The 20,991-nt window shown below is 62.0% G+C and carries 18 protein-coding genes; 10 read left to right on the top strand and 8 right to left on the bottom strand.

What is annotated here, in order from left to right:
• Positions 1 to 150 precede the first annotated feature (150 nt).
• The 5 genes from LOY70_RS28365 to LOY70_RS28345 all read left to right on the top strand — a co-directional run bounded on the left by LOY70_RS28365 (position 151) and on the right by LOY70_RS28345 (position 5,533).
• The gene (locus LOY70_RS28365; protein ID WP_265038220.1) at positions 151 to 1,248 is read left to right on the top strand and encodes a polyamine ABC transporter substrate-binding protein; all 1,098 of its coding nucleotides are present in this window, start codon (positions 151 to 153) and stop codon (positions 1,246 to 1,248) included.
• A gap of 184 nt (positions 1,249 to 1,432) precedes the next feature.
• Positions 1,433 to 2,530 (top strand): polyamine ABC transporter substrate-binding protein, encoded by a 1,098-nt coding sequence (locus tag LOY70_RS28360; protein ID WP_123416214.1) that lies wholly within the window; start codon positions 1,433 to 1,435, stop codon positions 2,528 to 2,530.
• A 59-nt stretch (positions 2,531 to 2,589) separates the two neighbouring features.
• Positions 2,590 to 3,732 (top strand): ABC transporter ATP-binding protein, encoded by a 1,143-nt coding sequence (locus tag LOY70_RS28355; protein ID WP_265031932.1) that lies wholly within the window; start codon positions 2,590 to 2,592, stop codon positions 3,730 to 3,732.
• On the top strand, positions 3,729 to 4,649 hold the full coding sequence (locus LOY70_RS28350; protein WP_265031931.1) for an ABC transporter permease subunit: 921 nt from the start codon (positions 3,729 to 3,731) through the stop codon (positions 4,647 to 4,649). The genes LOY70_RS28355 and LOY70_RS28350 overlap by 4 nt, the downstream gene beginning before the upstream one ends.
• The gene (locus LOY70_RS28345; protein ID WP_265031930.1) at positions 4,646 to 5,533 is read left to right on the top strand and encodes an ABC transporter permease subunit; all 888 of its coding nucleotides are present in this window, start codon (positions 4,646 to 4,648) and stop codon (positions 5,531 to 5,533) included. The genes LOY70_RS28350 and LOY70_RS28345 overlap by 4 nt, the downstream gene beginning before the upstream one ends.
• Positions 5,534 to 5,864: 331 nt before the next feature.
• Here the strand turns inward: LOY70_RS28345 and LOY70_RS28340 are convergent, their stop codons facing one another.
• From LOY70_RS28340 to LOY70_RS28330, 3 genes are all read right to left on the bottom strand, one after another.
• Positions 5,865 to 6,206 carry a carboxymuconolactone decarboxylase family protein gene (locus LOY70_RS28340; RefSeq protein ID WP_003206631.1) on the bottom strand — a complete coding sequence of 114 codons (342 nt, stop codon included), beginning with the start codon at positions 6,204 to 6,206 and terminating at the stop codon, positions 5,865 to 5,867.
• A gap of 102 nt (positions 6,207 to 6,308) precedes the next feature.
• Positions 6,309 to 8,717, bottom strand: coding sequence for a penicillin acylase family protein (locus LOY70_RS28335; RefSeq protein WP_265031927.1), 2,409 nt, complete (start codon positions 8,715 to 8,717; stop codon positions 6,309 to 6,311).
• Positions 8,718 to 8,817: 100 nt separating this feature from the next.
• Positions 8,818 to 9,405 carry a DUF6436 domain-containing protein gene (locus LOY70_RS28330; protein ID WP_265031925.1) on the bottom strand — a complete coding sequence of 196 codons (588 nt, stop codon included), beginning with the start codon at positions 9,403 to 9,405 and terminating at the stop codon, positions 8,818 to 8,820.
• Positions 9,406 to 9,513: 108 nt separating this feature from the next.
• Between LOY70_RS28330 and LOY70_RS28325 the strand changes: the two genes are divergently transcribed.
• The gene (locus LOY70_RS28325) at positions 9,514 to 10,461 is read left to right on the top strand and encodes an alpha/beta hydrolase (protein ID WP_265031924.1); all 948 of its coding nucleotides are present in this window, start codon (positions 9,514 to 9,516) and stop codon (positions 10,459 to 10,461) included.
• A gap of 129 nt (positions 10,462 to 10,590) precedes the next feature.
• Here the strand turns inward: LOY70_RS28325 and LOY70_RS28320 are convergent, their stop codons facing one another.
• Positions 10,591 to 11,334, bottom strand: a complete 744-nt coding sequence (locus tag LOY70_RS28320; protein WP_265031923.1) for a DUF2059 domain-containing protein — start codon at positions 11,332 to 11,334, stop codon at positions 10,591 to 10,593.
• Positions 11,335 to 11,474: 140 nt separating this feature from the next.
• Here LOY70_RS28320 and LOY70_RS28315 point away from each other — a divergent pair, with 140 nt between their 5' ends.
• Both LOY70_RS28315 and LOY70_RS28310 read left to right on the top strand, forming a co-directional pair.
• Positions 11,475 to 12,107, top strand: a complete 633-nt coding sequence (locus LOY70_RS28315; RefSeq protein ID WP_265031922.1) for a 2OG-Fe(II) oxygenase — start codon at positions 11,475 to 11,477, stop codon at positions 12,105 to 12,107.
• A 2-nt stretch (positions 12,108 to 12,109) separates the two neighbouring features.
• A complete protein-coding gene (locus tag LOY70_RS28310) occupies positions 12,110 to 12,601 on the top strand; it encodes a DUF523 domain-containing protein (RefSeq protein ID WP_265031921.1) in 492 nt (163 codons plus the stop codon).
• Positions 12,602 to 12,796: 195 nt separating this feature from the next.
• On the opposite strand, the gene LOY70_RS28305 is transcribed toward LOY70_RS28310, so the two are convergent.
• On the bottom strand, positions 12,797 to 14,170 hold the full coding sequence (locus tag LOY70_RS28305; RefSeq protein WP_265031920.1) for a GTPase/DUF3482 domain-containing protein: 1,374 nt from the start codon (positions 14,168 to 14,170) through the stop codon (positions 12,797 to 12,799).
• The gene (locus LOY70_RS28300; RefSeq protein WP_265031918.1) at positions 14,163 to 15,530 is read right to left on the bottom strand and encodes a DUF2868 domain-containing protein; all 1,368 of its coding nucleotides are present in this window, start codon (positions 15,528 to 15,530) and stop codon (positions 14,163 to 14,165) included. The genes LOY70_RS28305 and LOY70_RS28300 overlap by 8 nt, the downstream gene beginning before the upstream one ends.
• Before the next feature lie 96 nt (positions 15,531 to 15,626).
• On the opposite strand from LOY70_RS28300, the gene LOY70_RS28295 reads away from it, so the two are divergent.
• A complete protein-coding gene (locus LOY70_RS28295; RefSeq protein ID WP_265031917.1) occupies positions 15,627 to 16,139 on the top strand; it encodes a dihydrofolate reductase in 513 nt (170 codons plus the stop codon).
• 47 nt (positions 16,140 to 16,186) lie between these two features.
• On the opposite strand, the gene LOY70_RS28290 is transcribed toward LOY70_RS28295, so the two are convergent.
• Complete coding sequence (locus LOY70_RS28290; RefSeq protein WP_265031916.1) at positions 16,187 to 17,578, bottom strand: L-cystine transporter; 1,392 nt, start codon at positions 17,576 to 17,578, stop codon at positions 16,187 to 16,189.
• Positions 17,579 to 17,820: 242 nt separating this feature from the next.
• On the opposite strand from LOY70_RS28290, the gene LOY70_RS28285 reads away from it, so the two are divergent.
• Positions 17,821 to 18,876, top strand: coding sequence for a haloacid dehalogenase-like hydrolase (locus LOY70_RS28285; RefSeq protein WP_265031914.1), 1,056 nt, complete (start codon positions 17,821 to 17,823; stop codon positions 18,874 to 18,876).
• A gap of 188 nt (positions 18,877 to 19,064) precedes the next feature.
• Here LOY70_RS28285 and ilvD read toward each other — a convergent pair whose 3' ends face one another.
• Positions 19,065 to 20,906, bottom strand: a complete 1,842-nt coding sequence (ilvD, locus tag LOY70_RS28280) for a dihydroxy-acid dehydratase (RefSeq protein WP_265031913.1) — start codon at positions 20,904 to 20,906, stop codon at positions 19,065 to 19,067.
• Between the last annotated feature and the right edge of the window lie 85 nt (positions 20,907 to 20,991).

Here is a 20,991-nt window from a genome sequence, read left to right as displayed (position 1 = left end):
GCCTCGCCCAGTGCCAACAAAAGGCTGGGCTTGTGTTGAAAGCCTGCCCTGTAACTTGCCAGACTACCGGCTGTTCAAGTTGCCCGCGAGCCGGCTACTGAACGTGGCTAAAAAGAATAACTGGAGCATCAATCCATGAAGGCATTAGGTATGAAGATAGCTGGCAAGACCCTCCTCGCCATGTCCCTGATGGGCGTGATGGCGGGCGCCGTCCAGGCGGACGATAAAGTGCTGCACGTCTATAACTGGTCCGACTACATTGCGCCGGACACCGTCGCCAAGTTCGAGAAAGAAACGGGGATCAAAGTCGTCTACGACGTGTTCGACAGCAACGAAACCCTGGAAGCCAAGTTGCTGGCCGGCAAGTCCGGCTATGACATCGTAGTGCCGTCGAACAACTTCCTGGCCAAGCAGATCAAGGCCGGGGTCTACCGGGAACTGGACAAGTCCAAGCTGCCGAACTGGAAGAACCTGGACACCGATCTGCTCAAGGCTGTCGGCGATGCCAGCGACCAGGGCAACAAACACGCCTTCCCTTACATGTGGGGCACCATCGGCATCGGTTACAACCCCGAGAAGGTCAAGGCCGCATTGGGCGTCGACAAGATCGATTCCTGGGACACCCTGCTCAAGCCTGAGAACATCGCCAAGCTCAAGAGCTGCGGCGTGAGCTTCCTCGATTCGCCAACCGAAATGATTCCGGTGGCCCTGCATTACCTTGGCTACCCGACCGACAGCCAGGACAAGAAGCAACTGGCCGAGGCCGAAGCACTGTTCCTCAAGTTGCGTCCATCGATCGGTTACTTCCACTCTTCCAAATACATTTCCGACCTGGCCAACGGCAACATCTGCGTCGCCGTGGGCTACTCGGGTGATATCGAGCAATCCAAGAGCCGTGCTGCCGAGGCTGGCGGCAAAGTGAAAGTGGCCTACACCATTCCCAAGGAAGGTGCCGGTTCGTTCTATGACATGGTCGCCATTCCCAAGGATGCCGAAAATGTCGAGGCCGCTTATAAATGGATGAACTTCATCATGCAGCCGGAGATCATGGCGGAGATCACCGACAACGTGCGTTTCCCTAACGGCAACAAGGCCGCCACCGCATTGGTGGACAAGGAAATCTCCGGTGACCCGAGCATTTATCCATCGGACGAAGTGAAGGCCAAGCTGTACGCCATCGCCGACCTGCCGTCGGCAACCCAGCGGATCCTGACTCGCAGCTGGACCAAGATCAAATCCGGTAAGTAAGCCGGCCTGAAGTGCCTTCCTGTTGTCGCTGTCATCGCGGCGGCGGCAACAGGAGCAATTAAATAATTAAAAGTTTTGCTGGATCGGTTTATCGAGGGTAAGTTGCGCGCCGGTTTTGTTGCAGGGCCCATTGTGGCCAGGTAACGGGGGCAACTTGGGCCCAACTATTTAAGAGGACCTCCACGTGCCAGTCTTTTCTTTGTTACGCAACGCCTTGCTGGTGGGTGCCGGCCTGACGCTCGCCGTCAGTGTCCAGGCTGCCTCCACCGTGCATATTTATAACTGGTCGGACTACATCGGCGAGACCACCCTGGCGGACTTCGAAAAAGCCACGGGCATCAAGCCGGTGTACGACGTATTCGATTCCAACGAAACACTGGAAGGCAAGCTGCTGGCCGGGCGTACCGGCTACGACGTGGTCGTGCCGTCCAACCACTTCCTGGGCAAGCAGATCAAGGCCGGGGCATTCCAGAAGCTCGACAAGTCGCAATTGCCCAACTACGCCAACCTCGACCCTGCGCTGCTCAAGCGCCTGGAAAAGAACGACCCGGGCAACCAGTACGCCGTGCCTTACCTGTGGGGCACCAACGGCATCGGTTATAACGTCGAGAAGATCAAGGCGGTCCTGGGCGTCGAGAAGATCGATTCCTGGGCCATGCTGTTCGAACCGGAAAACATCAAGAAACTCTCCAGCTGTGGTGTGTCGTTCCTCGACTCGGGCGACGAGATGATCCCGGCGATGCTCAATTACCTGGGGCTGAACCCCAACAGCGAAAACCCTGAAGACTATAAGAAGGCCGAGGCCCAGCTCCTCAAGATCCGGCCTTACGTGACCTATTTCAATTCCTCCAAATACATCTCCGATCTGGCCAATGGCGAGATCTGCGTGGCCGCCGGTTTCTCCGGCGACATCTTCCAGGCCCGTGCGCGTGCCAGCGAAGCCGGCAAAGGCGTCGACATCGCCTACGTGATCCCCAAGGAAGGCGGCAACCTCTGGTTCGACATGCTGGCGATCCCGCGCGACGCCACCAACGTCAAGCAAGCTCACGCGTTCATCAACTATGTACTCAAGCCTGAGGTGATCGCCCAGGTCAGCGACGTCGTCGGTTATGCCAACCCGAACCCGAAGGCTGGCGAACTGATGGACCAGAAAGTACGTACCGACGAAGCGGTTTACCCACCGCAAGCGGTCGTCGACAAGCTTTACGTCAACTCCGAGTTGCCGCCCAAGATCCAACGACTCATGACCCGCAGCTGGACCAAGGTCAAGTCGGGTAAATAATCTCAACACTCTTGTTCGTCCGCGTAGGGCGAACTGCAAATTCTGTGGGAGTTTCGTAAATGGCAGTTGCCTCCGGCGCCTATAAGAAAGCCCTCGAGGGCGACCAGACACCCAAACAGGTGCTGGTCAAAATCGACCGGGTCACGAAGAAGTTCGACGAGACGATTGCCGTGGACGATGTGTCCCTGGAAATCAAGAAAGGCGAGATCTTCGCCTTGCTCGGCGGTTCGGGATCGGGCAAATCCACCTTGCTGCGCATGCTGGCCGGTTTCGAGCGGCCCACCGAGGGGCGGATTTTCCTCGACGGTGTGGACATCACCGACATGCCGCCGTATGAGCGGCCGATCAACATGATGTTCCAGTCCTACGCCTTGTTCCCCCACATGACCGTGGCGCAGAACATCGCCTTCGGCCTGCAACAGGACAAGATCCCGAAAGCCGAGGTCGACGCCCGTGTGGCGGAAATGCTCAAGCTGGTGCAGATGAGCCAGTACGCCAAGCGCAAGCCGCACCAGCTCTCCGGTGGCCAGCGCCAGCGCGTGGCCCTGGCCCGTTCCCTGGCCAAGCGGCCAAAGCTGTTGCTGCTCGACGAACCGATGGGTGCCCTGGACAAGAAGCTGCGTTCGCAAATGCAGCTGGAGCTGGTCGAGATCATCGAGCGGGTCGGGGTGACCTGCGTCATGGTGACCCACGACCAGGAAGAGGCCATGACCATGGCCGAACGTATCGCGATCATGCACCTGGGCTGGATCGCCCAGATCGGCAGCCCGATCGACATTTACGAAACCCCGACCAGCCGGCTGGTCTGCGAGTTCATCGGCAACGTCAACATCTTCGAGACCGAGGTGGTGGAGGACGCCGAAGGCCACGCCGTGCTGACCTGCAAGGACCTGGACCGCAACATCTACGTGGGCCACGGCATCAGCACCTCGGTGCAGGACAAGTCCGTGACCTACGCCATTCGCCCGGAAAAACTGCTGGTCACCGCCGAGCAGCCGACTTGCGATAACAACTGGTCCAGCGGCAAGGTCCATGACATCGCCTACCTGGGCGGCCACTCGGTGTTCTACGTCGAGTTGCCAAGCGGCAAGGTGGTGCAGTCCTTCGTCGCCAACGCCGAACGCCGTGGCCAGCGCCCGACTTGGGGCGACCAGGTGTTCGTCTGGTGGGAAGACGACAGCGGCGTGGTACTTCGCTCATGAACATGCGCAAATTCAAACGCCGACTCGACCGAATAACGCCCGGTGGCCGTCAATTGGTCATCGGGGTGCCCTTCATCTGGCTGTTCCTGTTCTTCATGCTGCCGTTCTTCATCGTCCTGAAGATCAGTTTCGCTGAAGCCGATGTGGCCATTCCGCCGTACACCGAGATCTACAGCTACGTCGACCAGAAGCTGCAAGTACTGCTCAACCTCGCCAACTACGCGATGCTGAGTGAGGACGAGCTGTACATCGCCGCCTACCTCGGCTCGCTGAAGATGGCGCTGATCAGCACGGTGCTGTGCCTGCTCATCGGCTATCCGATGGCCTACGGCATCGCCAACGCCCGCAAAGAGCTGCAGACGGTGCTGGTGCTGCTGATCATGATGCCGACCTGGACCGCGATCCTGATCCGCGTCTACGCGTGGATGGGCATCCTCAGCAACAACGGCCTGCTCAACGGCTTTTTGCTGAGCATGGGCTGGATCAGCGAACCGCTGCAGATCCTCAACACTAACCTGGCGGTGTATATCGGGGTCGTTTACTCCTACCTGCCGTTCATGATCCTGCCGCTGTACGCCAACCTGGTGAAGCATGACGCCAGCCTGCTGGAAGCCGCATCCGACCTGGGTTCGAGTACGTTCAACAGTTTCTGGAAAATCACCGTGCCGCTGTCCAAGAACGGCATCGTCGCAGGCGCAATGCTGGTGTTCATCCCCGTGGTCGGCGAGTTCGTGATCCCGGAACTGCTGGGCGGCCCGGAAACCCTGATGATCGGTAAAGTGCTGTGGCAGGAATTCTTCAACAACCGTGACTGGCCGGTGGCATCCGCCCTGGCGGTGGTGATGCTGGCGATCCTGATTGTGCCCATCATCCTGTTCAACCGCAGTCAGGCCAAAGAAATGGAGGGCAAGGAATGAAGCGCTTCAGTTTTTCAAGCCTGATGCTGGTGCTGGGTTTGCTGTTCATCTACGCACCGATGCTGATCCTGGTGATCTTCTCGTTCAACGCCTCGAAACTGGTGACGGTGTGGGGCGGCTGGTCGATCAAGTGGTACGTCGGCCTGCTGGACAACACTCAGCTGATGGGGTCGGTGCTGCGCTCGCTGGAGATCGCCTGCTACACGGCGGTCGCTGCGGTAGCCTTGGGTACGCTGGCGGCCTTCGTGCTGACCCGCATCACCCACTTCAAGGGGCGCACGCTGTTTGGCGGCCTGGTCACCGCGCCGCTGGTGATGCCGGAAGTGATCACTGGCCTGTCGCTGTTGCTGCTGTTCGTGGCCATGGCGCAGATGATCGGCTGGCCCCAGGAGCGTGGCATCGTCACGATCTGGATCGCCCACACCACGTTCTGCGCGGCTTATGTGGCGGTGGTGGTCTCGGCGCGCTTGCGTGAGCTGGACCTGTCCATCGAAGAGGCGGCCATGGACCTCGGTGCGCGGCCGTGGAAGGTGTTCTTCCTGATCACCATCCCGATGATCGCGCCATCGCTGGCGGCGGGGGGCATGATGTCGTTCGCGTTGTCCCTGGACGACCTGGTGCTGGCGAGCTTCGTCTCCGGCCCTGGCTCGACGACCTTGCCGATGGAAGTGTTCTCGGCGGTGCGACTGGGCGTGAAGCCGGAGATCAACGCCGTGGCGAGCCTGATCCTGCTGGCCGTGTCGCTGGTGACCTTCCTGGTCTGGTACTTCAGCCGCCGCGCCGAAGAAAACCGCAAGCGGGCGATCCAGCAAGCCATCGAAGAAAGCGCCGCGGACTCCTGGAAGCAACCGGAAATACGCCGGGCCGAGACCGCACCGGTCTAACCCGAAGCGGCTCTACCTGTGGGAGCGAGCTTGCTCGCGATAGCGGCGGGACAGTCGGCGAAAATGTTGAATGTCAGTCCGTCATCGCGAGCAAGCTCGCTCCCACAGTTTTTTGGGGCGGCTACAAATCTGCAGTCGAACGCAGATCCTATTGTGGGAGCGAGCTTGCTCGCGATAGCGGTGTGACAGTCGACGAAGATGTTGAATGTCAGTCCGTCATCGCGAGCAAGCTCGCTCCCACAGTTTTTTGGGGCGGCTACAAATCTGCAGTCGAACGCAGACCCCATTGTGGGAGCGAGCTTGCTCGCGATAGCGGTTCAGTTATCGCCGCTCACTTCTTCAATGCGTCATGGGCCTCCAGGGCTCGCAGGGAATAGATGTACGCCGCGCCGGCATTCAATGACACCGCCGTGGCGAGAGTGGCGGCGATTTCTTCACGGGTGGCGCCGGCCTTGATGGCCGCGTCGGTGTGCACGCCGATGCAGCCGTCGCAACGGGTGGTGATGGCCACGGCGATGGAAATCAGTTCACGGGTCTTGGCATCGAGCACGTCGTTTTCAGCCGCGGCTTCATCCAGGGCCATGTAGGCCTTGACCATCTTCGGGTTGCTCTTGCCCAGGGCACCAAAGGCACTTTTGATGGTGGGAAGCAGTTCGGACCAGTTATTGAACATTGCATTGACTCCTGTGAGGGGGGACGGGGTGTTGAACCCTTGTAGTCTTGACCATCAATGACGATTGAGCCCGTTGGTGATGAAAAATTACACCCGTCAGAATCAGGGCGAGCTCCTCGCCGGTAACAGTTTCAGGGTCGCGCGGGTATTGGCCACCACTTCTTCCTCGGCCAGGTGCGCCTGGTAATAGACCCCCTCGATGTACGCCTCGGCCTGATCCTCGTAATGCTTGTCGAACAGTACGCCGCTCTGGCCGACCGGATTGATGGTGACGCTGTGGGCTGGATCGGCGAAGTCGATGATGCGTCGGGTGGAAGGACCATAAGTCACCGGCCAGGGAGCCGGACCGATTCTGGCCGAGAGATTGTTGGGCACTTCATGGGTGCCGGGGGCCGCAAACGGGCCGACGTTGAAGATCCGGTCCAGCGGCTTTTGCTGGCCCAGCGGATGACCATGGGTCAGGGTGTGAGTCTTGCCCCATTGCCATTGCGTGGCATCGTCACCCAAGGTGGCTCGCAGGTGCGCCAGGCTTTTCTTCCAGGCGACGTTCACCGTGTCGGCACGGGTTTCCACGCCCAGCGTCGTGCGGTCATCCCACCACGGTGAATCCTTCGAGGCCGCCAGGCGTGGCAGGGCCGCGTCGATCACCCGGGTCGACAGCGCGGTGTCGAAGAACCCATCGCCCAATTCATCGTGCAGGGCGGCGTCGGCCAGGTTGAACAGGAACTGGTTGAATAGCGTGGCACTGATGGAGTCCAGCGGGTAATCGCCCTGCCATTGGCCCAGTTGCTCCACCCACTTGCGTTCCTGCGGGTCGCTGACCACTTCGCGCAACACCGGCAACAACGGCGCGAGCAGGCGCGGGCCGTAGGCGGTGGCCGTGCCCAGTTGCAGCTTCTGGGTGGTTTGGAGGTCCCATTTCGCTTGCTTGTCGCTGAGCTGGAGATTGAGTTGTTGGCCGCGGTCGGCGAGGTTGTAGTAGCCCGGTATCTCGATGCCGCTGGCCGGCACCGGCTGGAAGTTGGCCGAGAGGATGTAGCCCCGCGCCGGGTTCTCTTCCTGGGGATTGCTGCTGAACGGATAGAAACTTTCCTTTTCCGACTCCGGGCTGCTGCCATCGAGGATGAACCTGGGCTTCACGCCGGCCGGTCGCTTGGGCAATTGCGCGGCGGCCCACCAACCGATATCGCCCTTGGCGTTGGCCCATACGACGTTCAGCCCTGGTGCATGGATCTTGGCCGAGGCACCACGGGCCTTGGCCAGGGTATCGGCGCGGTTGAGCTGGTAGAAGGCCTCGAGGATCGGGTTGCGACTTTCCAGGAAACCCCACCACATGGCGATCGGCGTCTTGCCGGCGTTCGCACCGAGGGCATCGTTGACGATCGGGCCGTGGGGCGACTGACGCAGCACCAGCGTCACCGGCGCCTGGCCCTTGACCGCGATCTGCTGTTCGCTGCGGGTCATGTCTACCCATTGGCCGCGATACCAGACCTGCTCGGGATTGTCCGGGTTGACCTTCTCGGCGACCAGGTCCAGGTCGTCGTTCTGGAACATCGTGATGCTCCAGCCGAAATCCTTGTTCATGCCCAGCGTCGCAAACGGCATCAATGCCTGGTAGTGCCCGTAGAGTTCGAAACCCGGCGCGGACAGGTGCGCCTCGTACCACACCGATGGCGTGGAAAAACGGATGTGCGGGTCGCCTGCCAGTAAAGGTTTGCCACTGTGGGTGCGGTTGCCGGAAACCGCCCAGGCGTTACTGCCCTCGAACTGCGGCAGGCCGTTTTCCCCCAGGGCCTGTTCGCTCAGGCGGGCGAGGGCGTTGAGGTCTTTCCAGTCGGCTGCGACCAATGGCAGACCGCGCTTGGGACCATCGACCAACACGCCCTGGGGCTGCCAGTCGAGGTCGAAGATGTCCAGGTAGTTGGCGCCCACCTGATCACGCACGTAGGTCAGCAGGGGTTCGGTACGAAAGGCCGCGGCGAAGCTGTAGGCCATGTAGCCGGTAATGCTCACGGTGTCTTCGGCGGTGAAAGGGCGCTTGGGAATGCCCAGCACATCGAACTCCACCGGCCGGGTATGGCTGTCCTGGTAGGCGTTGATGCCATCCAGGTAGGCCTGCATCGCGATCCAGGCCGGCGACTGTGGGTCTTGTTCGGTGACATAGGTCGCGGCGCGCTCGCGGATACGCAGGCTGCGCATCAGTTTGTCGGTGTCGAGCAGCTTCGGCCCCAGTACCTCGGCCAGCTCGCCCCGGGCGAGGCGACGCATCATCTCCATTTGAAACAACCGGTCCTGGGCATGGACATAGCCGAGGGCGCGGTACAGGTCGGTTTCGTTCTCGGCGCGGATATGCGGCACACCGCGTTCGTCGTAGCGCACGGTCACCGACCCGTGCAGCCCTTGCAGCTGTACCGTGCCCTGGCGGGTGGGCTGCTTGCTGTAGAGGTAGCCGCCCGCGACGATGATGGCGGTGACGACCAGTGACAGGAAGGCGATGAGGGTGCGTTTCATGGTGATTCCTTATTCTGATGACAGCGGTCCCATGGTCTCGCTGTTGATTCCCTGTTTAGCATGCCACTGCTTTGTTGCGCATCGCCCTCGGAGGGATTCCTTATTCTTTGGCAGATGTGTCCTCGCCCCACGGACAATAACAACCCACCGCCAGCGTATGAGTCGCATCCACCGCCCGGCCAACGCTCAACGCCTCGAGAATCGGCTCGATGAAGCTGTTGCTCGAATTGCAGGTCAGGCCTTCGCTGTAGGGGCCGAAATACGCCAATTTGCCGCTGCGGTCCCAGATCGCCACGGCGGGGCTGGCGGGAATCTGGCTTGAACCGGGGAGTGCCGAGAGGGCTTTGAGATCGCTTAACGTGGTCGGTAACTGCCCTTGGCTACCGGTCTTTTGTACCGCATAGAACTCGACGCCTTGTGGTCCGTATTTATCGACCAGCTCGGCCAGGTGTTGCTGATTGCCGACGTTGCACGGGCAGGCCGGGTCCCAGAAATGCACCAGGCGGATCGCACCAGGGCCGGCCAGGTCGGCAGGCAGGCTCAGTGGGTCGCCGGAAAACACCGCCGTGTGTTGGCTGAATGTGCGCAGAAAACGTCCCTGGAACCAGTCATAGGCGAACCACAACACGGCGGCGCACGCGAGGACAAGCAGGCTGGCAAGCAAGGTCGTGCGGTGGGACGGGCGCATGAAGTCGATCCTCTGAGGCCGGCTAGCTTGCCATGCCTGCCGCGACAGATGAATATCGCAGGCTTATAAAGTCTGTTTCGCGCGATGCGCTTCTGCCTGGGAATCTTGATGCCTGCCACTTTCGACCCCGATCACCTGCGTGCCAGCCTGCAGCCCCTGGCCCAGTGGCAGCCCCTCTCGGAGCAAGCACAGGCTTATCAGCGCTTTTATGGGCTGGATTTCCCCCAATACCCGTTGCGCAAGGGACTGGGGCGTTTCGAGATCGCCGGGTATGAGGTGGTTGCCCAGGTCTGGTGGCCGGAAAAAGCCGTGGCGACGTTGTTTGTGTTCCACGGTTACTACGATCACATGGGCCTGTATCGACACTTGATCGAGTGGGCCCTGACGCAGAAGTTCGCAGTGATTGCCTGTGACCTGCCGGGCCATGGCCTGTCCAGCGGCGAGCGGGCCAGCATTGGCGATTTCGCCGAGTACCAGGCCACGTTGCAGGGCCTGTTGGCCGAGGCCGGGACACTGGACCTGCCGCAACCCTGGCATCTGTGTGGGCAAAGCACCGGCGGGGCCATCGTGGTGGATCATGTGCTCAACCACGGCGCCACTAGCCCGGCCCAGGGCCAGGTGATCCTGTTGTCGCCGCTGGTGCGACCGCGGGCCTGGGGTTGGTCGCGCCTGAGTTACTACCTGCTCAAACCTTTCGTGACCGGCATCGCCCGGCGCTTCAGCGAGAACTCCACCGACCCGCAGTTCCTGCCCTTCCTGCAGGCCGACCCGCTGCAACCGCTGCGCCTGCCCACCGCGTGGGTGGGGGCTTTGGGGCAATGGATCAAACGCATCGAAGCCGCCCCGAGCAGCCCACGCCAGCCATTGATCGTGCAAGGGCAGGCGGACATGACGGTGGACTGGGTACACAATCTGCAAGTGTTGCGCAGCAAGTTCGACCGGCCCCAAGTGTTGATGCTGCCGGAGGGCCGGCATCATCTGGCCAATGAGGCCTTGGCGATGCGGCAGGAGATGTTTGGGTTTCTGAGCAAGCGGATGAGCCGGTTTCGGCGGTGACTTTGTGATCGCTATCGCGAGCTAGCTCGCTCCCACACAGGACCTTTGACGCTAGTGAAACCTGAGTTCACTCAACCCCCTGTGGGAGCGAGCTTGCTCGCGATAGCGGTGCCTTGGACGCTGAGGGAACTACTGCCCGAGCGTCTGCCCCACCGCCAACCCCGCCCGAATCGCCGCCAAAGCCGCCTGGTAATAAGCCTGGCCCTCGGCCGATTCGGCGAAGGTGGCGAATTCTTCCAGCTCGGTATCCGACAGGTCGCGGTAGACGTACAGCAACGTGTTGTTCAGGTCCGCGCCGATCTGCTCCATCAGCCGCTGGCGCTGGCCATTGAGCATGCCCTGGGCCTGGCCGCCACCCAGCAGGCCGGGGATCATCGAACTCAGGCTGTCGGCCGCCACGCCGGCGATCGCCAGACTGACCTCGGCGCCAGCCTCGCGGGCGGGCAGGGCCTTGGCCAGGTGACCGATGGTCAACAGGCGGTTGTCGCTGGCTTGCATCTTCGGCAGGCCCTTGGCGTTTTTCGCCAATTGATCGCGGCGGGTCGCCAGCAGTTCGGCCGCCACGACTTTGCGCCCCAAAGGCGATTGAAAAAACGCCAGGGCCGGCTGAGGGTCACGCAGGTTCTTGCGCATTTGCGCCTCGGCCCGCTGGTCCATGGCCTGGGGGGCGAAACGTTGATTGCTATTGTTCACCAACGCCTGGAACACCGCTGGTGGCAGGCTGTTCTGGTAACGCTGTTGCGTGGCGCTCAAGGCGTCATTGAAATGCGCCCGCTGTTCCGGCCAGCCGGCGACCTTGTACAACTGGTCGTAGCTGTCTGCCCAGGCAGGCAATACGCAGAACATCAACAGTGAGAAAAGCAAACGACGCATAGGGACTCCTGTCAGCAGCCGACTATTCTCCGTGGGGTGTGGGAACTTGTCGAGAATTCGTATCAAGTTCCTACGGCGAGGTTATCTGGCCTTAAAAACCTGCCGGGCATCGCTGTCGGTTTTGCAGGCACAGGAATACTATGCGCGCCATGCCAATATCTTCTGATCACCCGCTGCTGTTACGTATCGTGGACGACCTGGCCGAGCGCGGCTGGTCGCAGCAGAACATCTTCCTGCCGGATGCGCTGACCCGCGCCCTGGCGGCCGAGTGCCGCCAGCGTGCCGCTGAAGGCGAACTGGCCCCGGCGGCGGTCGGGCGCGGGCCGTTCTCGGAGATTCGCGAAGGCATTCGGGGTGATCGCATCCAATGGATCGAACCCGGCCAGGCGTCAGCCTGCGACCGTTACCTGGGGTTGATGGACAGCCTGCGGGAGGCGATGAATCGCGGGCTTTTCCTGGGCCTGGAGGATTTCGAAAGCCACTTCGCCCTGTACCCGCCCGGTGCGTTCTACCTCAAGCATGTCGACCGCTTCCGCGATGACGACCGACGGATGGTGTCGGCGGTACTCTATCTTAACGACGCCTGGTTGCCGGAACATGGCGGCCAGTTGCGCATGTACCTGGACGACGGCGCGGAACATGACGTGGTGCCCACCGGCGGCTGCCTGGTGGTGTTCCTGTCGGGGGAAATTCCCCATGAAGTCCTGCCCGCCACGCGGGATCGCCTGTCCTTGACGGGGTGGTTCCGGCGCCGCGGCAACGAGTTGTTCTGAGGATGGAAAAGGTCCTGGTCAGTCGCTGCCTGCTCGGGCACCGCGTGCGCTACGACGGCGGTGCCAGCGGGTCGTTCGATCAGCTCCGGCACTGGCTCGACGAAGGCCGGGTCGTGGCGCTGTGCCCGGAAGTCGCCGGCGGCCTGCCCACGCCCCGGGCGGCGGCGGAGATTCCCGGCGGGCAGGGTGGGCAAGTGCTCGATGGCCACGCAGCAGTGATCACTACCGACGGTGAAGATGTCAGTGCGCAGTTTTTGTCAGGTGCCTATCAAGCGCTGGCGTTGGTGCGTGAACACGGTATCCGGATCGCCGTGCTCAAGGCCAACAGCCCGTCGTGCGGCAATCTGCTGACCTATGACGGGACGTTCAGTGGCGTGAAAGTCGGTGGCGAAGGCGTGACGGCAGCCCTGCTCAAGCGCCATGGCGTGAAGGTGTTCAGCGAACTGGAACTGCCTGAAGCGGCTTTGGCGCTCAAGGCATTGATCGGCGATTGACCCTGAGCGGGCGCCGCGGCTCTTGTGGTGAGGGGATTTATCCCCGTTGGGGTGCGAAGCGCCCCCAAAATGGTTGAACGCTATTGACTTGAGAAAGCGAGGTGTCAGGTTTTGGGGCTGCTGCGCAGCCCAGCGGGGATAAATCCCCTCGCCACAAACTGTGTCCACCCTATTCTCGGTTCAGGCAGGAGGTGTCTAGAGCTCCTCGGCCAACTGCTCGATCCGCTCCTGCCGCTCTGCCTGGCTCAACCGTGCCTGAGGGTTCAGCGACGACCATTGCGGATACGCCCGGGCCTTGCTCAAGGCGTCGGGCAACTTGCCTTCGCGCCAGGTCTTGTCCTGGGGCGTGGCGATGCGGATGCTGTCCATCGCCGCGTGACCGCGCTCGTTGAGGGCTTGCAGCAGTTGTCGTTGGCGCAGGGCCAGCAGGCGCAGCACGCTGTCGTCCACCGTCAGTTCCCGCTGGCCCTTGAGTTTGCCCATCAGCCGGTTGCCATAGCTGCGCGCGGTTTGCAGGGTGCCGCCGACAATGGCCCCGGCCAGGGCGGCGGCACCGAGGGTCAGGCCGCCCACCAGCAAGTCCACCCCGGCGCCGGCCGCCGCGCCCGCCGCGATCCCTCCGCCCACGCGTACGCCCAGTTGCTTGAGGGTTTCGGGGTTGAACAGGTCATCGCCCCAGCGCCCGTCCAGCAACGGCAGATCGCTGGCGGCAGCGTCCTGGGGGCGGAAGGCGTAGAGCTTGAGCAGGGCCTCGACACAGCGCTGTTCGCGTTGACGTACTGCGTTGCGCAGCTCAGCGATGGCCTGGCGCTCCAGTTCGGCATCGCTGGCCACGCTGCGTCGGCAGGCGGCGCAGTCGATCAGCAATTCGGCGATCAATCGCGCCGCGCTTCGCTGACGGGCAAGGCGCTGGGCCTGTTGATCGGCGACCAGTCGTTCCAGTTGCCCGCGGGCGCTTTCCAGCAACAGCGCGAGGCTTTCATACAGACGTCGTTCGCCGTCTTCGGGCGGAGCGACGCTGTCAAAGCGCACCAGGGCGTGCAGTCCCAGTCGAGCCAGGGCTTCACGCCAGTCGGGCTCGCGATGGTGGGCGCTGCTGACGAAATTCAACACCGGCAGCAGCGGTTTGCCACAACTGGCGAGGACTTCCAGTTCATCACGGTATTTGGCCAAGACCGGTTCCCGGGCATCGATCACATAGAGTCCGGCGTCGCTGGCGAGCAGCTGCCGCAGCACCTTGGCTTCCTGCTCGAAGCGTTGCCGCGCCTCGCTGCCCTCGAGGAACCGGGCCAGGCGCGCCGGGCCATCCAGGCGTTCACCGGGACGCTCCAGGCGCTCGAGGTAATCGAGCAGGGCGATGGCGTCCTCCAGGCCCGGCGTGTCGTACAGTTCCAGCAACGCTTCGCCGTCCACTGACAAGCGTGCGCCCTCGACGTGCCGGGTGGTGCTCGGGCGGTGGGACACCTCGCCGAAGCCGACGTCTCGGGTCAGCGTCCGCAGCAGGGAGGTCTTGCCAACGTTGGTATGGCCGACCACGGCCAGCTTCAACGGCTTCATGGGTTCAGTCATGGCCGGTCTCCAGCCAGTTCAAGGGCATGCAGTCGGCGAAGGGTAGCTGCAACTGCTGCAGCGCGTTGTGCCAGTCGCCCAGGCGTTCGGCGTCCAGGGCTTCGCCGGGCGGGGCCTGCAATAACCAGACGCGGGTGGCGCTGGCGTTGCGGGCCAGCTCGGCGATCAACGCCAGGCTGCCGCGATCCGGTGAGCGGCGTGGGTCGCAGGCAATCGCCAGTCGCGCCGGGGGAAAGCGCGACAGTTGTTCGAGGAGCCGGTGGCGGGATTCGCGACTGTCGAGGATGCCGGCATTTTTCACGGTGTCTGGCAGTTTCGGTGGCCAGGGCCGCTCGTCCAGTTCGATCGCCACCAGCAAGGCTCCGTCGCTTTCCTGCGCACTGACTGCACTTTCGATCTGATGCAGCTGCGCGGGTGCGGAATCGTTGACGCCCAGGCGTTCGCTGCTGGGCATCAGGCGTTCGCGCAGTTGGGCGTAGCCCGGCAGGTTCAAGTCCAGGCGCAACGAGGCCCGGCCGCGCCGCCAGCGCCACAGGCACAGCAGCGCCAGGCCCAGGCGCGGCAGCACACCATAGACCAGCAGCACGCCGACCAGCCAGGCGGCCCAGGCCTGGCGGGCGCTCTCGATGGCCAGGGCGCCGTCGCCGCTGGCGCGGATCATCTCCACGGTCGGCACGCTGAAGCCCAACAGGGCAGGCAGCGCGCCGAGGCCTCGGGTCATGGCGACGAAGGTCTCGCTACCGAGGATTGTCGTTTCCCAGACAAAGCCATAGCGCCGGGTCGCCATCAGTATCAGCACGATGACCAGCGCGCTGAACATCGCCAGCAGCCACAAACCATTGACCAGCGCACCGAGGGCCCAGCGATTGAGCTTGTGCCGTTGCAGCAACAGCAACAGGGCCGGCGCCAGTTGGGCGGCCTTGGCATCGCGGGCGAGTTTTTCGCTGAGCCACAGCCACAGGCGCCCCAGCGCGGCACCGTGCTCGCCCGCGAATATCAGCCCCAGGACCCAACCGACGAGCAGGATCAGGTTCAGCCCCAGAAGACTGCCCAGGGCCCAGAACACATTGACCGGTGTTTGCCCATCGCCGAGCGCGGCGAACCCGAGGCCGGCGCCGCTGATGATGGCGAGCACCGCCAGCACGATCAGCGCCAGGCGCGCCCCTTGCAACCAATGGCGCAGGGCGTCGGTGAGACCATCGCGCTCGGCCAGCCAGCGGGCGCGGTGGCGGATACGGGTGGATAAATCGCCGCCTGCCGCTCGGGCCAGGCGATTGGCTTCCTGGTCTTCGAGCGGGCCGGCGTGTTCTTCACGCAGGCGGACCGTCTCGGTCAACCAGAGGTTCTGCAGTTCAGTCACGGGCGCTCCCGTCGCTCGAATGAGGGGTGAGCATAACCGCTGTAGCGCCCGTCGGGGTACGTTGCCAGGCGCCAAGCCTCTGGTATCCTCGCCGCCATGAAAAAAACTCTCCCCTTAAGCCTGATCGCAGCCCTCGGTGAAAACCGCGTGATCGGCGTCGACAACAGCATGCCCTGGCACCTGCCGGGGGATTTCAAATATTTCAAGGCCACCACCTTGGGCAAGCCGATCATCATGGGGCGCAAGACCTGGGATTCCCTCGGCCGACCGCTGCCGGGGCGCCTGAACATCGTGGTCAGCCGTCAGCCGGGGCTGGTGCTGGAGGGCGCGGAGGTTTTTTCCACCCTGGAGGCAGCGGTCGAGCGGGCCGAGGCCTGGGCCTTGGCGCAGGGCGTCGCTGAGCTGATGTTGATCGGCGGTGCGCAGCTGTACGCCCAGGCGCTGGCCCAGGCGGATCGGCTGTACCTGACTCGCGTGGCCTTGAGCCCTGAGGGGGATGCTTGGTTTCCGGAATTTGATTCGAGCCAGTGGAAGTTGGTTTCGAACCAACCGAACCCGGCTGAAGGGGACAAGCCTGCCTACAGCTTTGAGGTGTGGGAAAAGCTTTAAAAGCATCGCGAGCAAGCTCGCGATAGCGATCGATCAGGTGCCACCCATCAAGCCTGCACCAACGCCCCATGCCCCTCGGCATCCAGCAATGCCTTGTCGGTCTGTTGCATCACCTGGCTGGTAATCGCCCCGGCGGTGATCGAACCGCTGACGTTCAACGCCGTGCGGCCCATGTCGATCAGTGGTTCGACGGAAATCAGCAACGCCACCAGCGAGACCGGCAAGCCCATGGCCGGCAGTACGATCAGTGCGGCAAATGTCGCGCCTCCACCGACCCCGGCCACACCGGCCGAGCTCAGGGTCACAATCGCCACGAGTGTCGCGATCCATACTGGATCCAACGGGTTGATGCCCACCGTCGGCGCAACCATGACGGCCAACATGGCCGGATAGAGCCCGGCGCAACCGTTCTGGCCGATGGTGGCGCCGAACGAGGCGCTGAAGCTGGCAATGGAACGCGGAATGCCAAGGCGGCTGGTCTGGGCCTCGATACTCAGCGGGATGGTTGCCGCGCTGGAGCGGCTGGTGAAGGCGAAGGTCAGCACCGGCCAAATTTTGCGGAAGAAGCGCAACGGGTTGATTCCGGCGGCTGACACCAACAGGCCGTGGACCACGAACATCAGGCCCAGTCCCAGGTACGACACCACGACGAAACTGCCGAGCTTGATGATGTCCTGCAGATTGGAACCGGCCACCACTTTGGTCATCAGTGCCAGCACGCCGTACGGGGTCAGTTTCATCACCAGGCGTACCAGGCGCGTCACCCAGCTTTGCAGGGTGTCGATGGCGTTGATCACTTTCTGACCTTTCTCCACGTCATCCTTGAGCAACTGCAACGCCGCGACACCGAGGAACGCGGCGAAAATCACCACGCTGATGATCGAAGTCGGCTTGGCCCGGGCCAGGTCGGCAAAGGGGTTCTGTGGAATGAACGAGAGCAGCAGTTGCGGGATGTTCAGGTCGGCGACCTTGCCGGCGTAGTCGCTCTGGATCACCTGCAGGCGCGCCATTTCTTGAGTGCCGGCCACCAGGCCTTCGGCGGTGAGGCCGAACAGGTTGGTCAGGCCGATACCGATCAGGGCGGCAATGGCGGTGGTGAACAGCAGCGTGCCGATGGTCAGGAAGCTGATCTTGCCCAAGGACGAAGCGTTGTGCAGGCGGGCCACGGCGCTGAGGATCGAGGCGAAGACCAGCGGGATCACGATCATTTGCAGCAACTGCACGTAACCGTTGCCCACCAGGTCGAACCAACCGATCGAAGCTTTGAGCACCGGGTGGCCGGCGCCATAAATCGTGTGCAGGGCAATGCCGAACACCACGCCCAGCACCAGTGCCAACAGCACTTTCTTGGCCAGGCTCCAGGTACTGTGACGGGTTTTCGCCAGGCCAAACAGCAAGGCGAGGAATACCAGCAGATTGAGGATCAGCGGCAGGTTCATCAAAAGAGCTCCATCAGACTTGTGCCAGTCGCCTGAAGCCGCGACTGCGAACCGCGGAGCCTAACAGCCTGATAACTAATGAATTAATACTAAAAAAGCATGTAGATTGTCGTTTATGGAATAAGGCAATGGCGTTTACGGATACGCCGCTGGCGCTATCACGATGTAAGCGGTCGCCCACAGGCGAGGACTGTCACACGCATTTGTTAGCGTCGGGTTCTTTGAACCTGGGAGAAATGCCGATGAAGCTCGTACCTCACCTTCTCGCTGTTGCCTTGGGCCTGGGCCTCGTCGGTCAGGCATTTGCCACTGATCTCAAACACTGGCCCGCCGAACAGGCCAAGGCACTGGACGCGATGATCGCGGCCAACGCCAACAAAGGTAACTACGCGGTGTTCGACATGGACAACACCAGTTACCGCTACGACCTTGAAGAGTCGCTGTTGCCGTTCATGGAGAACAAGGGCCTCATCACCCGTGAAACCCTGGATCCTTCCTTGAAGCTGATGCCGTTCAAGGACACCGCCGATCACAAGGAAAGCTTGTTCAGTTATTACTACCGTCTGTGTGAAGTGGACGACATGGTCTGCTACCCGTGGGTCGCCCAGGTGTTCTCCGGTTTTACCCTCAAGGAACTCAAGGGCTACGTCGATGAGCTGATGGCTTCCGGCAAGCCGGTGCCGACCACCTATTACGATGGCGACAAGGTGGTCCAGTACAACGTCAACCCGCCGAAAGTCTTCACCGGTCAGGCCGAGCTGTACAACAAGCTGATGGAAAACGGCATCGAGGTCTATGTCATGACCGCAGCGTCGGAAGAGCTGGTGCGCATGGTCGCGTCCGATCCGAAGTACGGCTACAACCTCAAGCCGCAGAACGTGATTGGCGTGACCACGCTGCTGAAGGACCGCAAGACCGGCGAACTGACCACCGCCCGCAAGCAGATCACCGCGGGTAAGTATGACGAGAAGGCCAACCTCGGCCTGGAATACACACCTTACCTGTGGACCCCGGCGACCTGGATGGCCGGTAAGCACGCGGCGATCCTGACCTATATCGATGAATGGAAAAAACCGGTGCTCGTGGCCGGCGACACGCCGAGCAGCGATGGCTACATGCTGTTCCACGATGTGGACGTGGCCAAGGGCGGCATCCACCTGTGGGTCAACCGCAAGGACAAATACATGACCCAGATTAACGGCATGATGGCCAAGCACGCCGCGGCCCAGGCCAAGGAAGGACTGCCGGTCACGGCGGACAAGAACTGGGTGATCGTCAAGCCGGAAGATATCCAGTAAGACCCATCCCCTGTGGGAGCGAGCTTGCTCGCGATGGCGTCGGATCAGTAGCATCCTTGTTGGCTGACACACCGCCATCGCGAGCAAGCTCGCTCCCACATTCGGTTGTCGGTGTTCTCAGGATTTGCGTTCATCGCAAAAAAATGCCCCGCACTTGGCGGGGCTTTTTTTATGGGCGGTTATCGCGTTTACAGGCCGTCGAGCATCGCCTTGTTCCGCACCGCGCCCTTGTCGGCGCTGGTGGCGAGCAGGGCGTAGGCCTTGAGCGCCGTGGTGACTTTGCGCGGACGCACTTCCACTGGCTTCCAGCCTTTCTTGTCCTGTTCAGCGCGACGTCCGGCCAATTCTTCGTCGCTGACCAACAGGTTGATCGAGCGGTTCGGAATGTCGATCAGCACCTTGTCGCCGTCCCGCACCAGGCCGATGGCACCGCCAGCAGCAGCCTCCGGCGAAGCGTGGCCAATGGACAGGCCCGAGGTACCGCCGGAGAACCGGCCATCGGTCAGCAAGGCGCAGGCTTTGCCCAGGCCCTTGGACTTCAGGTAGGAGGTGGGGTAGAGCATTTCCTGCATGCCCGGACCGCCTTTCGGGCCTTCGTAGCGGATGATCACGATATCGCCGGCCTTCACTTCGTCGGCGAGGATCCCGCGCACCGCGCTGTCCTGGCTTTCGAAAATCTTGGCGTTGCCTTCGAACACATGGATCGACTCATCGACGCCGGCGGTTTTCACCACGCAGCCGTCCAGGGCGATGTTGCCGTAGAGCACGGCCAGGCCGCCTTCCTTGGAGTACGCGTGCTCGACGCTGCGAATACAGCCGTTTTCACGGTCGTCGTCCAGGGTTTCCCAACGGGTCGACTGGCTGAACGCGGTTTGCGTCGGAATGCCCGCTGGGCCGGCCTTGAAGAAATGATGCACGGCTTCGTCAGTGGTCTGGGTGATGTCCCACTTGGCGATGCCCTCGGCCATGGTCTTGCTGTGTACGGTCGGCAGATCGGTGTGCAACAAGCCACCACGGGCCAGGGAGCCGAGGATGCTGAAGATCCCGCCAGCACGGTGCACGTCTTCCATGTGGTACTTCTGGATGTTCGGCGCGACCTTGCACAGTTGCGGCACGTGACGGGACAGGCGGTCGATGTCGCGCAGGTCGAAATCGATTTCGGCTTCCTGGGCGGCGGCCAGCAAATGCAGGATGGTGTTGGTGGAACCGCCCATGGCGATGTCCAGGGTCATGGCGTTTTCGAATGCCTTGAAGTTGGCGATATTGCGTGGCAACACCGACTCGTCGTTCTCGCCATAGTAGCGCTTGCACAGTTCGACGATGGTCCGGCCGGCCTGCAGGAACAGCTGTTCGCGGTCGCTGTGGGTGGCCAGGGTGGAACCGTTGCCTGGCAGGGCCAGGCCCAAGGCTTCGGTCAGGCAGTTCATCGAGTTGGCGGTGAACATGCCGGAGCACGAACCGCAGGTCGGGCAGGCGCTACGCTCGTACTCGGCGACTTTCTCGTCAGAAGCGCTGGAGTCGGCGGCAATCACCATGGCATCCACCAGGTCGAGACCATGGCTGGCAAGCTTGGTCTTGCCCGCTTCCATCGGCCCGCCGGAAACGAAGATCACCGGGATGTTCAGGCGCAGGGCGGCCATGAGCATGCCAGGGGTGATCTTGTCGCAGTTGGAGATGCACACGATGGCGTCGGCACAGTGGGCATTGACCATGTATTCGACGGAGTCGGCGATGATCTCGCGACTCGGCAGCGAATAGAGCATGCCGTCATGGCCCATGGCGATGCCGTCGTCCACGGCGATGGTGTTGAATTCCTTGGCAACGCCGCCAGCGCGTTCGATTTCCCGGGCAACCAGTTGACCCAGGTCCTTGAGGTGCACGTGGCCGGGTACAAATTGGGTGAAGGAGTTGGCAATGGCGATGATCGGCTTCTTGAAGTCGTCATCCTTCATCCCCGTGGCGCGCCACAATGCGCGGGCACCGGCCATGTTGCGGCCATGGGTGGATGTTTTCGAGCGGTAATCAGGCATGGAGCACTCCGGGCGGCTAATCAGATATCAAAGGGGAAGTGAGCTTCTGTTGACGTTCGGGAACACCGGGGATTGGCCGAGTGTC

The sequence above is a fragment of the Pseudomonas sp. B21-054 genome, assembly GCF_026016345.1.
Lineage (GTDB): Bacteria > Pseudomonadota > Gammaproteobacteria > Pseudomonadales > Pseudomonadaceae > Aquipseudomonas.
This window is presented reverse-complemented; position numbering and strand designations above follow the sequence as displayed.

What these genes read in the sequence shown, in the direction of transcription:
- LOY70_RS28365 (WP_265038220.1), top strand. Translation starts at nt 151, where the DNA reads ATGAAGATAGCTGGCAAGACCCTCCTCGCCATGTCCCTGATGGGCGTG.
- LOY70_RS28355 (WP_265031932.1), top strand. Translation starts at nt 2,590, where the DNA reads ATGGCAGTTGCCTCCGGCGCCTATAAGAAAGCCCTCGAGGGCGACCAG.
- LOY70_RS28350 (WP_265031931.1), top strand. Translation starts at nt 3,729, where the DNA reads ATGAACATGCGCAAATTCAAACGCCGACTCGACCGAATAACGCCCGGT.
- LOY70_RS28345 (WP_265031930.1), top strand. Translation starts at nt 4,646, where the DNA reads ATGAAGCGCTTCAGTTTTTCAAGCCTGATGCTGGTGCTGGGTTTGCTG.
- LOY70_RS28340 (WP_003206631.1), bottom strand. Translation starts at nt 6,206, where the DNA reads ATGTTCAATAACTGGTCCGAACTGCTTCCCACCATCAAAAGTGCCTTT.
- LOY70_RS28335 (WP_265031927.1), bottom strand. Translation starts at nt 8,717, where the DNA reads ATGAAACGCACCCTCATCGCCTTCCTGTCACTGGTCGTCACCGCCATC.
- LOY70_RS28330 (WP_265031925.1), bottom strand. Translation starts at nt 9,405, where the DNA reads ATGCGCCCGTCCCACCGCACGACCTTGCTTGCCAGCCTGCTTGTCCTC.
- LOY70_RS28325 (WP_265031924.1), top strand. Translation starts at nt 9,514, where the DNA reads ATGCCTGCCACTTTCGACCCCGATCACCTGCGTGCCAGCCTGCAGCCC.
- LOY70_RS28320 (WP_265031923.1), bottom strand. Translation starts at nt 11,334, where the DNA reads ATGCGTCGTTTGCTTTTCTCACTGTTGATGTTCTGCGTATTGCCTGCC.
- LOY70_RS28315 (WP_265031922.1), top strand. Translation starts at nt 11,475, where the DNA reads ATGCGCGCCATGCCAATATCTTCTGATCACCCGCTGCTGTTACGTATC.
- LOY70_RS28310 (WP_265031921.1), top strand. Translation starts at nt 12,110, where the DNA reads ATGGAAAAGGTCCTGGTCAGTCGCTGCCTGCTCGGGCACCGCGTGCGC.
- LOY70_RS28305 (WP_265031920.1), bottom strand. Translation starts at nt 14,170, where the DNA reads ATGACTGAACCCATGAAGCCGTTGAAGCTGGCCGTGGTCGGCCATACC.
- LOY70_RS28295 (WP_265031917.1), top strand. Translation starts at nt 15,627, where the DNA reads ATGAAAAAAACTCTCCCCTTAAGCCTGATCGCAGCCCTCGGTGAAAAC.
- LOY70_RS28290 (WP_265031916.1), bottom strand. Translation starts at nt 17,578, where the DNA reads ATGAACCTGCCGCTGATCCTCAATCTGCTGGTATTCCTCGCCTTGCTG.
- LOY70_RS28285 (WP_265031914.1), top strand. Translation starts at nt 17,821, where the DNA reads ATGAAGCTCGTACCTCACCTTCTCGCTGTTGCCTTGGGCCTGGGCCTC.
- ilvD (WP_265031913.1), bottom strand. Translation starts at nt 20,906, where the DNA reads ATGCCTGATTACCGCTCGAAAACATCCACCCATGGCCGCAACATGGCC.